Genomic DNA, 13,669 nt, shown 5'->3' with positions numbered 1-13,669 from the left:
CGTGGCCTCAGGCGGTGACGGACGCGGTGCCGCGCAGCCGTGCCGTGGCCGCGGCATCCAGCTTGCCGTCGGCGCCGACGATCACCTTGTAGGCGCTCGCGGCCTGCTCGCGGCTGACGTAGCCCTCGCGCACGTCGTCCGCCACCAGCGCGGGATCGCGCTCGGCCGGATCGCCGAATCCGCCGCCGCCGCCCGACAGCATCTTGTACGCATCGCCGCGCGCCAGGCGGACGTTGAACACCTTGGCGTTCGCATGGCTTTCGTCCCAGACGCCGTCCTTGCGGATGCCGATGCCGTTGCCCGCCGCTTCATGGCCGCCATCGAGGCCCCACGGCTTGCAGTGGACGCGGTCGATACGCGTCGTGACCGAGAACGGCGACAGCGCCTGCACCACCATTTCGGCGCCCAGGCCGCCGCGCTGGCGTCCCGCGCCTGCACTGTCCTGGCGCAGCCGGTAGCTTTCCACCAGCACGGGGTATTTCGCCTCCAGCTGCTCGGTGGGGCTGTTGTGGGTGTCGCCGTCGTTGATGCAGACCGTGGCCGACACGCCGTCCTCGCGCGACTTGGCGCCCCAGCCGCCGCCCAGCGGGCCGATGCCGACGATGAACAGGCGCCCGTCTTCCGGCGAGATGCCGTGGATGTTCGGGAACACGAGGTCGGCGTGGTGGCCCGCGATCGCGCGGTCGGGAATCGCGGGGGCGAGCGCCTTGAAGATCGTGTCGATCACCGTCATCGGGAACGTCATCCACACGCGCATCGGGAACGGCCGCTCCGCGCTGATCACGGTCCCCATCGGCATGATGACTTTCAAGGGACGGAAGCTGCCGTCGTTGACGGGGTAGTCCGTCGGCGTCGTCAGGCACTTGTACGCGACCTGGGCGCAGGCGATACCCGTCGTGAAACCGGAGTTGTAGAAGCCGCGCACCTGCTTGGCGACGTCGGTGAAGTCGACCGTCATCTCGTCGCCCTGCACGACCACCTTGACGCGGATCGGGATGCGCTTGCCGACTTCGAGGCCGTCGTCGTCCATGTACGATTCGGCTTCGTACACGCCGTCCGGGATGCTCAGGGTGTTGGCGCGGGCCAGCGCTTCCGAATGGTCCATGATCTGCACGACAGACGCGCGCACGGCCTGCCAGCCGTAGCGGCGCACGAGTTCCAGGTAGCGCCGTTCGCCCGTCGTGATTGCCGTGATCTGCGCGCGCAGGTCGCCCATCGCGCGCTCCGACAGGCGCACGTTCATCGCGATGATGTCGACCAGATCCTGGTTGACGACGCCTTCCTTGCGATACTTGACGATCGGGATCTGGATGCCTTCCGAATAGATGTCGGTCGTGATCTGGCCCAGCGTGCCGCCCACGTCCAGCCAGTGCGCCATGCAGCAGGTGAAGCCGATCAGCTCATCCTCGTGGAACACCGGCATCGTGAACGTGAAGTGGTTCAGGTGGCTGCCCGTCGTGTACGCGTCGTTGGTGACGAGGATGTCGCCCGGCTTGATGTTCTCGAGCCCGAAGTGGCGGATCTTCGCTTTCACGGTTTCGCTCATGCCGCGGATGAACATCGGCAGGCCGAGGCCGATGGAGATCGAGTCGCCTTCCACGGTGAACAGACCCACGGTGAAATCCAGCGCCTCGTAGATGATCAGGTTGTAGGCCGTTCGCGTGAGGTTGGATTTCATTTCTTCCGTCACCGCGATCAGGCCGTTGCGGATGATCTCGACGGTGACGGCATCGACCGCTTCTGCGGCGTGTGCTTGCGTGTTCATTACAGTTCGCTCCCGATGGAAATTTGCAGGTTGCCGAAGGCGTCGACGAGCACCTCGTCGCCCGGTTGCACGACGGTGGTCGATGCATGTTCCTCGACGAGCGCCGGTCCGGTGATGCGGTTCCCGCTGCGCAGCAGGTGCCGCTTGTAGACGGGCGTGGCGACGAAGCCGGCGGCCGAGCGGAAGTACACGTCCTTGCGGGCACGCAGCGCTTCGTCCGGCGGCACGGCGCTGCCTTCCTCGACGGCGTGGCGGGGCGGCTTGCGCATCACGCCCAGCACCGTGACGCGCAGGCTCACGAGGTCGGCCGGCTCGCCCGGTGCCGACGTACCGTAGCGGACGTTGTGCACGGCGTCGAAACGCTGCTTGATCGCGCCGCGGTCCTGGCGCGCGAAGAATTCGGTCGGCAGGTCCACGGCGACGGCGTGCTCCTGGCCGACGTAGCGCATGTCGGCCGCGCGCTCGATCACGATGGATTCCGGCGCCACCGCGGACTGCGCCAGCGCGGCGCGGCCCTCGGCCTCCATGCCGGCGTAGATCGCCTCGATCTCTTCGAACGACACGTCGTCCAGCTTGCGGAACACCGAACGCACGTAGTCGTAGCGCAGGTCCGAGAACAGCATGCCGTAGGCGGAGAAGTAGCCGGGCGCGAACGGAATCAGCACCTTGCGGATGCCGAGTTCGCGGGCGATGGCGGAGGCGTGCAGCGGCCCCGCGCCGCCGTAGACGACCATCGTGAAGCTGCCGGCGTCCAGGCCGCGCTCCGTCGTCACGGCCTTCACCGCGTGGGACATCGACGTCACGGCGATGCGCAGGATGCCGTCGGCGGCGCGCACCGGATCGATATCGAGCGGATCGCCGATCTTCGTCTGCATCGCGCGGTAGGCACGGTCCTTGTCGAGCAGCATTTCGCCGCCGAGGAAGTTGTGTTCGTCCAGGCGGCCCAGCAGCAGGTTCGCGTCCGTCACGGTCGGCTCGGTGCCGCCGCGCTGGTAGCACACGGGTCCCGGGATCGAGCCGGCGCTTTGCGGGCCGACGCGCAGCGCGTTGCCCACTTCCAGGCGCGCGATGCTGCCGCCGCCGGTGCCGACCTCGAAGATGTCGATCATCGGGATCTGGATCGGCAGCGCCTTCTCGTAGCCGCCGATCAGGGCGCTGCTGCTCGTCAGCGGCTTGCCGTCGTTGATGACGCCGGCCTTCGCCGTCGTGCCGCCCATGTCGAACGCGATCGCATCGCCGAGGCCCAGCTGGGCGCAGATCGCCTGCGCGCCGATCACGCCCGCGGCCGGGCCGGATTCCAGCATGCGCACGCATTCGCGCCGTGCGTGGTCGAGGGGGAACAGTCCGCCGGTCGATTGCACGGCATAGAAATCGCCCGGGAAGCCCTGCTGGTCCAGGTGCTCTTCCAGTTCGCCCAGATAGGCGGACACGCGCGGGCCGACGTAGGCATTGGCCGCCACCGTCGAGACACGCTCGAACTCGCGGTATTCCTGCGACAGTTCGTGCGACGCGGTGACGAACACGCCGGGGATCTCCTCGCGGACGATGTCGCGCACCCGGATCTCGTGCGCGGGATTGCGGTACGAGTGCAGCAGCAGGACCGCGACCGCGTCCACGCCTTCGTCCTTGAGCTGGCGTGCCAGCGCGCGCACCGCATCCTCGTCGAGCGGCCGGTAGACCGTGCCGTCGGCCAGCAGGCGCTCCGGCACTTCGAAGCGCAGCGAACGGCGGATCAGGGGCTCGTGCTTGGAAAAGAACAGGTTGTATGCGTCCGGACGGTTGACGCGGCCGATCTCGTAGATGTCGCGGAAGCCCTGGGTGATGAGCAGGGCCGTCTTCGCGCCGTTCCGCTCCAGCAGCGTGTTGATCGCGATCGTCGAGCCGTGCAGGAACAGGCCGCCGTCCTCGACGTGCGCGCCGGCGCTGTCGAGCGTGTTCTGGATGCCGTTCACGAGCTGGCCGTGCGTGGACAACGCCTTGCCGAACGACAGCTCGCCCGTCTTTTCGTTGAGGATCGCCAGGTCCGTGAACGTGCCGCCGATGTCGACGGCGATGCGCAGGTGGCCCGCGGTGTTTTCCGTGGTCATGCTGTTGTCTCCTTGTTTGCTTCGATGGGCTCAGAGAGCCTTGACGGTGTTCTTCAGCAGTCCGATGCCGCTGATCTCGACCTCGACCGTGTCGCCCGGCTTCATGTACAGCGGCGGCTCGCGGCGGTCGCCGACGCCGCCCGGGGTGCCCGTCGCGATCACGTCGCCGGGGGAGAGTCGGGTGAACGTCGACAGATACGAAATGATGACGGGCAGCGTGAAGATCAGGTCCGACAGCGGCGCCTGTTGCATGACGGTGCCGTTCAGCCGGGTCGTCAGCACGGATTGCGTGATGTCGGCGATCTCGTCCGCCGTGACCAGCGCCGGGCCGAAGGCGCCTGTGCCGGGAAAGTTTTTACCGGGGGTCCACTGGTGCGTGTGGCGCTGCCAGTCGCGCACGGTGGCGTCGTTGAAGCAGGCATAGCCGGCGACATGGGCCATTGCATCCGCCTCGGCGATGTCGCTGCCGCCCTTGCCGATGACGACGGCGAGTTCGCCCTCGAAGTCGAATTTTTCCGATTTGCCGCTCGGGTAGCGCAGCGGCGCGCCGTCGGCGATGAGCGAGTCCGCGAAGCGCACGAAGATCGCCGGGTGTTCGGCATCCGGACGCTTCGTCTCGGCGACGTGCGATTTGTAGTTCAGGCCGACGCAGAAGATCTTGCGCGGATTGGCGAGCGGCGGCAGCAGTTCAACGTCCGCCAGGGCGAGCGTGGCCGGTGCACTGGTCACGACTTCCTGCAGTTCGGGCAGCGCGCCGCCGTCCAGGACGGAACGGATGTCCGGATAGCGTTCCAGGAAATCCTTGCCCGGGGCGGCGATCCGGTCGCCGGACAGCACGCCGTAGCCGGCCTTGCCTTCGTATTGGTAAGCCACGAGTTTCATCCCGTATCTCCTCCGTTGTGTTGTTAGTCGATTCAGATTGGCAAATCGAGTCTAGGCCGTGCTAGGCTATGCCGGAAGCCATCGGTCAGACATTTCAGACATGCCTAAAAACGCATACCAAGAAGACGCCATCCATTACGGGGCCTGGAAGCTGTTCATCGTCGTGAGCGAGCTGGGAAGCCTGACGAAGGCGGCGACGGCCTACGGGACGACGCAGCCGCACATCAGCCGGCAGATCACCGAGTTGGAGCGCGAGTGCGGGGGGCGGTTGTTCGTTCGTACGGGACGTGGCGTCGTGCTGACGGAGCTCGGGCGCCGGATCGCACCGCGCATCCGCAGGTGGATTGCCGACACCGACCAGCTGACCAACGATATCCGCGCGACGGCGGACACGCCCGTCGGCGCGGTCCGGCTCGGGATCCTGCCGTCGACGGCCCACCCGTTCGTCACGACGCTGTATTACCGGCTGAAGGAGCGGTTTCCGCTGATCCAGTTGACGATCCGGGAAGGGCAGGGGGCGCAGCTGGAAACCTGGCTCGAGAATGGCGACGTCGACCTGGCACTGCTGTACCGGCACAGCGCGACACCCAACCATGGCGACGTCTACCTGTCCGAAGTGGAGACGTACCTCGTCGGACCGCCCGGCGACGCGTTGACGGGTGCACCGACCGTCTCTTTCCGGTCGTTGAACCGGCTGCCTCTCGTGATGTTCTGCCGGCCGAACTCATGGAGGGACCGGCTCGACCATGTCGCGGCCGAGCATGGGATCGCGCTGAATGTCGTGGCCGAGGTCGACTCGCTCGCGTTACAGACGCGGATCGTGAGCAATGGCGGCATGTATGCACTGCTGGGGCCGTATGCTATTTCCGGGGCAACCCGGTCCCTCCAGCTCCAGTCCAGCGCGATCGTCGAGCCGCAGCTGCTGCGTCATATCGCGTTGGCGGTGTCCCAGCAGGGACCGTTGACGCTCGCGGGCAAGACGGTCATGCAGCTCGTCAGGGAAATCGCGAACGAGGCACAGGTTGGCGGCGTGCCGGTCAGTGTCGGGTGAAGACAGGTTCGAGGGGCGTCGTATATACTGACCGGTTTCGGTGCCGAGCCTGGATAGTATGAAATACCGCAAGAGAACGTTAAGTGTCGCCCCTATGATGGACTGGACCGACCGCCATTGCCGCGTCTTCCACCGCCAGATCACGCAGCACACCTGGATGTATACAGAGATGGTGACGACGGGCGCCCTGATCCATGGCGATGTCGAACGCCACCTGCGCTACGACGACGTCGAGCATCCCATCGCGCTGCAGCTGGGCGGCAGCGATCCCGCCGACCTCGCCAAGAGCGCGAAGCTGGGGGAGCAGTGGGGCTATGACGAGATCAACCTGAATTGCGGCTGCCCGTCCGAGCGCGTGCAGAAGGGGGCGTTCGGCGCCTGCCTGATGCAGGAACCGCAACTCGTCGCCGATTGCGTGAAGGCGATGCGCGACGCCGTCAGCATCGACGTCACCGTCAAGCACCGTATCGGCATCGATTACAACGAGGAATACGGCTTCGTGCGCGATTTCATCGGCACCATCGCCGACGCCGGCTGCCGCACCTTTATCGTGCACGCGCGTAATGCCGTGCTGAAAGGGCTGTCGCCCAAGGAAAACCGCGAGATCCCGCCGCTGCGCTATGAAGTGGCGTACCAGCTGAAGCGCGAATTCCCCGACCTCGAGATCATCATCAACGGCGGCATCAAGACCGACGACGAGATCGCCACGCACCTGCAGCACGTGGACGGCGTCATGATCGGCCGCGAGGCGTACCACAATCCCTACGTGATGGCCGGCTGGGACGCCCGCTTCTATGGCGACGCGACCCTGCCGAAAACGCGCGAACAGGTGCTGGAAGCCATGATTCCATACATCCGCGCCGAGCTGGAGCGCTACGGTCCGCTGGGCCTGCGCCTGAACAGCATCACGCGCCACATGCTGGGCCTGATGGCCGGCCTGCCGGGCGCGCGCGGCTATCGCCAGTTGCTGTCCGATTCCCGCCGCCTCGCCGCAGGCAACCCCGACCTCCTCCTTGAAGCCGCCGGCAAACTGCGCCTCGCCGCGTAAGCGCCGCGTAAGGTTGACTTTTAGTTATTTTGCTACCCAGGCTGCATGAAAATGGCCGGGATGTTCAAAATCCGCTACAAAAAATGTTGCAAACTTTTAATCGTTTGCAACGTTATCCTTGCCCTATAGCAAGAATAGACCCATAATCTGGGCTCTTCTCCTTGCATGACATCTAATCCTGTTGTTGTTGTGAAACATAATTACAGCGGTGCATGTTTTCTGTCTGCAAATCGTCGTTTTGATTTATCCTGACGGAAATACGTAAGTCCACCGGGAAGATGGACTTTCCGTAACAAAAGACAAAGACTCCGGAGCGGGTCTGATCACTTGAAACAGGGAAGATAAGGAATGAACTTAGCAAACATGAAGGTCGGCGTGCGTCTGGGCCTGGGTTTTGCCCTCGTGCTCGTGCTGCTGGTTATCGTTACCGTTGTCGGCATCCTGCGCATGGCGCAGATCCAGAACCGGCTGGACCACGTCGTGAATGTCAACAATGTCGTGACACGCCTGGTCGTCGACATGCGTAACAACGTGAGCGAACGCGTCACCTCGCTGCGTACCCTCACCCTGATGACGGACCCGGCCGACATGGAGCCGGAACTGAACCGTTTCAAGGAACAGACCGCCAAATACGATGCTCTGCAACAAAAACTGGCAGCCAAGTTCTCTGAAGAAGCGTTGCCTGAAGAAAAATCCCTGCTGAACCAAGTGAAAGAAGCCGAAAGCGCCGCCATGCCGGCCATCGCCAAGGCATCGGCACTCTACCTGGCCAATAACGCGATGGACGCCACCCGCGTGATGGTCAAGGAAATCCGTCCGGCCCAGAAGAAATGGCTGGAAGGGCTGGATCAACTGGGCAAGCTGGAAGACAAGCTGAACGCGCAGACCCAGGTCGACGCGGAAGCCGCCTTCGCCAGCGCCCGTAATTTCATGCTGGTGCTGCTGGCCCTGGCCGTCACACTCGGCATCCTGGCTGCCACCGTCATCACCCGCGGCCTGCTGAAGCAGCTGGGCGGCGAGCCGGGCTACACCGCCAAGATCGCCGGCAGCATCGCCGAAGGCGACCTGTCGATCGCCATCGACACCAAGTCGTCGGATCGCGGCAGCCTGCTGATCGAAATGAAACAGATGCGCAACAGCCTGGTCGATATCGTCAGCCAGGTCCGTCGCGGCACGCATACCATCACCACCGCATCGCGTGAAATTGCAGCCGGCAATACCGACCTGTCGTCGCGTACCGAACTGCAAGCCAGCTCGCTGGAGAAGACTGCGTCGGCGATGGAAGAACTGACGTCGACCGTGAAACAGAACGCGGACAATGCCCGCGAAGCGAATCACCTGGCCGCCACCGCATCGGACGTGGCACGCAAGGGCGGTGAAGTGGTGTCGCAGGTTGTCGGCACGATGGGTGAGATCAATAGCTCGGCAAGCAAGATCGCCGACATCATCGGCGTCATCGACGGCATCGCCTTCCAGACGAACATCCTGGCACTGAACGCCGCCGTCGAGGCAGCCCGTGCCGGTGAACAAGGCCGCGGCTTCGCCGTCGTCGCCTCGGAAGTGCGTAACCTGGCCCAGCGTTCCGCAGCGGCCGCGAAAGAAATCAAGCAGCTGATCGGCGACTCCGTCGAGAAGATCGGCCGCGGCAGCAAGCTCGTCGGCCAGGCCGGCGTGACGATGGAAGAAGTCGTCGACAGCGTCAAGCGCGTGACCGACATCATGAGCGACATCGCCGCCGCCAGCGCCGAGCAGAGCGCCGGCATTGAACAGGTCAACCTGTCGATCATCGAGATGGACGGCATGACGCAGCAGAACGCCGCACTGGTCGAAGAAGCCGCCGCCGCCTTCCAGAGCCTGCAGGACCAGGCTGCGGAACTGCAGCGCGTCGTCAGCATCTTCAAGCTGGCCGAAGGCGAAGAGCAGGCCATCGTGGACGCACCGGCGCCGGCCGCCGCCACCGCCAGCCGCGCCGTCGTCGTCCGCCCGGCCGCCAAGCCGCAGCTGAAGAAACCGGCCGCCGCGAAGGCCAAGAAGCCGGCCCAGCAGGAACGTCCGACGGATGCGCCGGCATCGACCGCGAAAAAAGTCGCAGCGGCAGCCGCCAGCGACGATTGGGAAGAATTCTGAGCCAGGACGGCTCGTCCAGCGCCGGTGGAGAGCACCGGCATCAAAAAAAACTTTGTTTTTCGGGGGTAATAAAAATGTCCAATAAGAAATTTTCTGTGTGCCTCGTCGCTCTGCTGGTCTCGGGTATCGCTGGTTCGGCTTTTGCAGGCGAAACGCCGGCGACGTTCGATCCGTCCAAATGCAAGGTCGAATATCCGAAAGCGTCGCTGATGAACGAAGAGCAGGGCATCACGTCGATGTCCTTCCTCGTCGCCGCCGACGGTTCGGTGGCCGATTCGAAGCTGGAGAAATCGAGCGGCTTCAAAGGCCTGGACAAGGCTGCAATGAAGGGCCTGTCGGCTTGCAAGTTCAAGCCGGGTACCAAGGACGGCGCACCGGCCCAGACCTGGACCAAGGTCGACTACGCCTGGAAGCTGGACTGATCGTCTGGCGGGTGCCGGCCGGCCTGGCTCGGCGCCCCAGGTGAGGCTCTGCGTCCCCGGCATCTTGGCCGGGTGCGCGCGAGACCTGGGCCTGGCGGCATCCAACAGTTCGAAAAGGGCGTCCCCGTGGGGCGCCCTTTTTGCATCCTGCCTCGTGAAACTCCGAAAATCTGAAAATCTGTTACCGGCCTGTTGCGGCATGTATCGGTTGTAAGCGCCCGCTTCAATCCGGCAAATGCGGGCGGCGAATCGCTATAGTGGTCTCACAGCGCAACTTTACCGCGCAACCAAAGGAGAACCACCATGAAACGCATTCTCGCTGCTGCCGCCCTTGCCATCGTCAGTTCTGCCGCCGTCTTGCCGGCGCAGGCGTTCGCCCGGGATGTCGTCGTCGTGCGCACCGCACCGCCGCCGCCGCGTCACGAAGTCGTGCCGGCCGCGCGCCACGGTTACGAATGGGCGCCGGGCTACTGGAACTGGAACGGCCACCGCTACACCTGGGTGCGCGGCCATTGGGAACGGGTGCGTCCGGGCTATGTCTGGCATCGGCCGGAATGGCGCCAGGGCGACCGCGGCTGGCAACTGGAGCGCGGCGGCTGGCGCCACGGCGATCGTGACGGCGACGGCGTGCCGAACCGCGTCGACAACCGTCCCAACAATCCGCACCGCTCATGACGAGCAATTAGTCCAGCGGCGCGCCGTCCTCGAACATCTCGCTCGCCATCCGCGCGAGATCGTTCATGCCGCCGCCGGACGCGAGATGGGCGCGCAGCCAGCGCGCCTGTCCGCCGTCGTTCATCAGATGTTCGATCACCTTGCACGCCTTGCCGAAACCGGGGTCGGTCGAGCGTTTTGCTAGTCGTTCGAGGTCGGCGCGGATCGCTTCCCCGATGGGCATCGATGCACCCGATTCCGGATCGATCCACGTCGCCTCGACGCCGTCGCGCGCCGCATTGAAGCGGTTCCAGATGTACAGTTCGCGGCTGCTGCTGGTCGGCCAGCGTCCCGGCTGGTCCGCCCATTCCAGGCACAGCTCGCGCGCATAGCACGCGAGCGCCGCCGCGTACACGGGTTTCAACGGCGTATCCAGCACGCGCAGTTCGATCGTCCCGTATTCCGGCTTCGGGCGCACGTCCCAATAAAAATCCTTGATGCTGTTGACGATGCCGTGGCCGGCCAACTGGTCGAAGTGGGCGCGGAAATCGTCCCACGTGCGGATGTCGTACGGCAGGATGCCGCTCATCGGGAACGCGCCCACGACGTTGCTGCGCGAGCTGCAGAAGCCCGACACTTCGCCCTGCCAGCACGGCGAATTGGCCGACAGTGCGATGAACAGGGGCGCGCGCTGCGTGAGCCAGGAGCACAGGCGCATCGCCTCGTCCGGCGTCCCCGCGCCGATGTGCACGTGCATGCCAAACACGGTAAACAGTTTAGCCAGATAGCCGAACTTGCGCTCCGATGCGAAATAGCGTTCCTTCGGGTAGATGCGCTGTTCGTTCCACTTCTGGAAGGGATGCGCGCCGCCGCCCGAGATCGACGCGCCGACATCGAACGCGGCCCGTTGCACCGTCGTGCGGATGTGTTCCAGCTGCTCGGCCGCCTCGTCGAACGAGGTGAGGATGGCAGTCGCCACTTCCAGCATCGACGTCGTGATTTCCGGCGTGTGCACCCACGGCTTGTCGTGCTTGTCCAGCAGGCGCAGGATGTCCGGTGCGGCGGGGAACAGGTCGAACGTCAGGCGGTCGAGCACCATCAGTTCCAGTTCGATGCCCATCGTGCCGATCGTGGACGCCTTGAAATCGGGCAGGTAGGCCGGGCCATTGCCCGATACCGCTTGTGCCTGGGCGTCGGCTTTCAGCTTGCCCAGCGCTTCGTCATTCAGTAGTTCGCTCATTGCGCGCCTCCTCGATAGGTTTCGCCGGCCAGGTGCAAGCCGAGCCACGTGAGGCCGGGCGCCAGCAGGACGTTCAGGGCCAGCAGCGCGCCCATGACGGCGGTGGACGTCGCATCGAGCCCGGTGTAGGCATTCAGGGTGTTGTCCACGACGAGGCCGCCGTAGCTCACCAGGGAACACATCGACAGGGCCATCGCATGCTGCTTGCGCATGTCCCACGCCGTGCCCGGCCACAGGGCCAGGCGCGTGGCCGCGATGCGGACCGCGAACACCGTCAGCGCGGCCACGATGGTCCAGCCGTGCAGCAGCGCCTGCAGGTCGACGAGCGCCGCCGACATCAGGAACAGCAGCACGTAGCCGATGTCCTGCGCCGTCTTCAACTGCGCCTGGAACACGTTGTCGCGCTTCTCCGCATTGCGCAGCAGGACGCCCATCAGCAGCAGCGAGAGCAGGGCGCTCGCGGACATCACGGAACACAGGCCCAGGTCGATCAACAGCGCGGCCAGCAGCATGCCGGGACGCAGCGTCGCCGGCACCTTGCACAGTCGCGTGGCCAGCGCATACACGCCGTACGACAGCACGGCGATCAGGGCGCCGATCACGAGCTTGCCGCCCTGGCGCATCAACTCCGTCCAGAAACCGCTGTCGGCGTCCTGGCCGTGGCTGCGCGTCCATGCGAGCGTGATGCCGAGCGCCAGCAGCGCGACGAAGTTGGAGAGGCCGACCATGTTCGACGTCGCGAACGTGCTCGTGCCGCTCGCGTTTTCGTCCGCCACCATCGAACTGTGGATGACGGGATTGACGGCGATGAGGATCGATCCGATGAAGATCGCGGCGCCCCACGGCAGGCCGAAGAGGCCCAGCGTGACGGCCGCCGCGACGCCGCGCGCCACGGTCGCGAGCAGCAGACTGGCGCCCTGGCGGCCGCTGCGCAGCAGCCACGCGAGGTCCATCTTGCGGCCGACCTCGAACAGCACGAGCGCGGCGGCGCCGTTGAGCAGCTCCTGGAACTGCGTCAGCAGCGCGCGGTCGATGAAGCCGGCACCGTTCGCGCCGAGCAGCAGGCCCGCGATCACGGCGCCATACAGTTTCGGGATGCGGAAACGCTGCAGGGTCAGTCCGATCACGAGCGCGACCATCAGGCCGGCACCCAGCACGGCCAGCGGCGACAGCAGCCAGAAGGGCGAGTACAGTTCGTCATTCATGGCGCACCTCCCAGGCGTGGGCCAGCGCGGTCAGCTCGTGCCCGATCACGTCGGCCCGCTGCTTCGCCAGTTCCTTTTGACGCTCCGGCGATGCCGGCGCGAGATCGCTGACGATGCGCGCGCGGACGATGCCCGCGTCGTCGCGCAGCGGAATCCACAACTGCCCCTTGACGCTGGCGCCTTCGCGCCATACGGCGATGAACTTCGCACCGGTGCGGTCACCGGGACGGCCCGGCTCCAGCAAGGTAAAGGGCTGCAGCCACTCGGCATTCGGGAAGCGGCGCGCCAGCAGCACCTGCATGCCGCTGCGCTGCTCGAGCCGCGCATCGTCGCGCGAATAGGGCAGGTGGATGCGCGTCTGGCTGATGCCCGACGTCTCGAGTCGCAAGCAGGTCTTGTCGGACACCCAGCGCCACGTGTCGCCATCGAGCACGCGCGGCTTGCCCGCCGACGCATCGCGCCACGCGACGAACAACGGCGCCGCCGCCGGCAGCGGACTGCCCGCATCGATCGCGTGCGCAGCCTGCTTCACATCGGCCCAGTGGCCGGCCTGCCAGGTGCGCGTGTCCGGTTTCTCGGACGGCTGCCAGCGCCACAGCGCCGCCGACCATTGGCCATCGTCGCCGCGCCATATGGCGGCCAGTTGCTGGGATTCGGGCGTGTTCGTGGTCACGGTGCGGCCGGACCAGGCGTTGTTCCAGGGCGGCGCGTCCGCGTGGATCGCCTGCGTGAGGCGGTGCCATGCGATTGCGGCCGGCGGCAGGCAGGTGGCGGCCGGCGTCGGGATGCTGCGCCAGTACACCATTTCCACACGCTGGCTCCAGGCGCACTGGCGCGTCGTCGGTTCGCCCAGGCCGGAAAGTGCCGGGGCGACGGCTTGTTCGCACGTGCCGGGATACGAGCCGCTCAATTCCCGGAAGTCGGCGATGGCAGGTGTCTTTGGCGCCGCCGGCTTGCGTTTGGCCGCATGCGCTTGCGGTGTCAGGATGACGCACAGCGCGCACGCGGTCGCGAGCAGGCGGTAGCAGCGCGATGGTCGTGTTGGGGTCATGAAGATCGGCCCTCATTGAAAGGCCTCGGTGCGGGCCGGCTGGAAGCTTGGATCCGTCCGGCGCGCGGAGGCGGGCGGTCGCAGCGCGGCTCGTTCGGCCGGCGTCTGGACCCGTTGAAAGAGTGGATGCTTTACGC

The 13,669-nt window shown here is 65.5% G+C and carries 11 protein-coding genes; 5 read left to right on the top strand and 6 right to left on the bottom strand.

Annotation, left to right across the window (positions count from 1 at the left end):
- Positions 1-7: 7 nt before the first annotated feature.
- From ACEN9H_RS23685 to ACEN9H_RS23675, 3 genes are read right to left on the bottom strand one after another with little or no spacing between them, the layout of a single operon-like run.
- The gene (locus ACEN9H_RS23685; protein ID WP_413672313.1) at positions 8-1,765 is read right to left on the bottom strand and encodes a hydantoinase B/oxoprolinase family protein; all 1,758 of its coding nucleotides are present in this window, start codon (positions 1,763-1,765) and stop codon (positions 8-10) included.
- A complete protein-coding gene (locus ACEN9H_RS23680; RefSeq protein WP_413672312.1) occupies positions 1,765-3,852 on the bottom strand; it encodes a hydantoinase/oxoprolinase family protein in 2,088 nt (695 codons plus the stop codon). Before ACEN9H_RS23680 ends, ACEN9H_RS23685 begins: the two co-directional genes overlap by 1 nt.
- Before the next feature lie 30 nt (positions 3,853-3,882).
- On the bottom strand, positions 3,883-4,734 hold the full coding sequence (locus ACEN9H_RS23675; protein ID WP_413672311.1) for a fumarylacetoacetate hydrolase family protein: 852 nt from the start codon (positions 4,732-4,734) through the stop codon (positions 3,883-3,885).
- A gap of 100 nt (positions 4,735-4,834) precedes the next feature.
- On the opposite strand from ACEN9H_RS23675, the gene ACEN9H_RS23670 reads away from it, so the two are divergent.
- The 5 genes from ACEN9H_RS23670 to ACEN9H_RS23650 all read left to right on the top strand — a co-directional run bounded on the left by ACEN9H_RS23670 (position 4,835) and on the right by ACEN9H_RS23650 (position 10,057).
- Complete coding sequence (locus ACEN9H_RS23670; protein ID WP_413672310.1) at positions 4,835-5,785, top strand: LysR family transcriptional regulator; 951 nt, start codon at positions 4,835-4,837, stop codon at positions 5,783-5,785.
- Positions 5,786-5,843: 58 nt separating this feature from the next.
- Complete coding sequence (gene dusA, locus ACEN9H_RS23665; protein ID WP_413672309.1) at positions 5,844-6,833, top strand: tRNA dihydrouridine(20/20a) synthase DusA; 990 nt, start codon at positions 5,844-5,846, stop codon at positions 6,831-6,833.
- 348 nt (positions 6,834-7,181) lie between these two features.
- On the top strand, positions 7,182-8,960 hold the full coding sequence (locus ACEN9H_RS23660; protein ID WP_413672308.1) for a methyl-accepting chemotaxis protein: 1,779 nt from the start codon (positions 7,182-7,184) through the stop codon (positions 8,958-8,960).
- Between the two features lie 74 nt (positions 8,961-9,034).
- Positions 9,035-9,382: an energy transducer TonB gene (locus ACEN9H_RS23655; RefSeq protein WP_413672307.1), complete on the top strand. Its 348-nt coding sequence runs from the start codon at positions 9,035-9,037 to the stop codon at positions 9,380-9,382.
- A 303-nt stretch (positions 9,383-9,685) separates the two neighbouring features.
- A complete protein-coding gene (locus tag ACEN9H_RS23650) occupies positions 9,686-10,057 on the top strand; it encodes a YXWGXW repeat-containing protein (RefSeq protein ID WP_056131028.1) in 372 nt (123 codons plus the stop codon).
- Between the two features lie 7 nt (positions 10,058-10,064).
- Here ACEN9H_RS23650 and ACEN9H_RS23645 read toward each other — a convergent pair whose 3' ends face one another.
- From ACEN9H_RS23645 to ACEN9H_RS23635, 3 genes are read right to left on the bottom strand one after another with little or no spacing between them, the layout of a single operon-like run.
- Positions 10,065-11,276 (bottom strand): YbdK family carboxylate-amine ligase, encoded by a 1,212-nt coding sequence (locus ACEN9H_RS23645; RefSeq protein ID WP_056131032.1) that lies wholly within the window; start codon positions 11,274-11,276, stop codon positions 10,065-10,067.
- Positions 11,273-12,481 carry a cation:proton antiporter gene (locus ACEN9H_RS23640; protein ID WP_413672306.1) on the bottom strand — a complete coding sequence of 403 codons (1,209 nt, stop codon included), beginning with the start codon at positions 12,479-12,481 and terminating at the stop codon, positions 11,273-11,275. The genes ACEN9H_RS23645 and ACEN9H_RS23640 overlap by 4 nt, the downstream gene beginning before the upstream one ends.
- Positions 12,474-13,532, bottom strand: a complete 1,059-nt coding sequence (locus ACEN9H_RS23635) for a hypothetical protein (protein ID WP_413672305.1) — start codon at positions 13,530-13,532, stop codon at positions 12,474-12,476. Before ACEN9H_RS23635 ends, ACEN9H_RS23640 begins: the two co-directional genes overlap by 8 nt.
- Between the last annotated feature and the right edge of the window lie 137 nt (positions 13,533-13,669).

The sequence above is a fragment of the Massilia cellulosiltytica genome (assembly GCF_047325105.1).
Classification (GTDB): Bacteria; Pseudomonadota; Gammaproteobacteria; order Burkholderiales; family Burkholderiaceae_D; genus Telluria; species Telluria orientalis.
The sequence above is the reverse complement of the archived record's forward strand: the minus strand, read 5'-3'. Positions and strand labels throughout refer to the sequence as shown.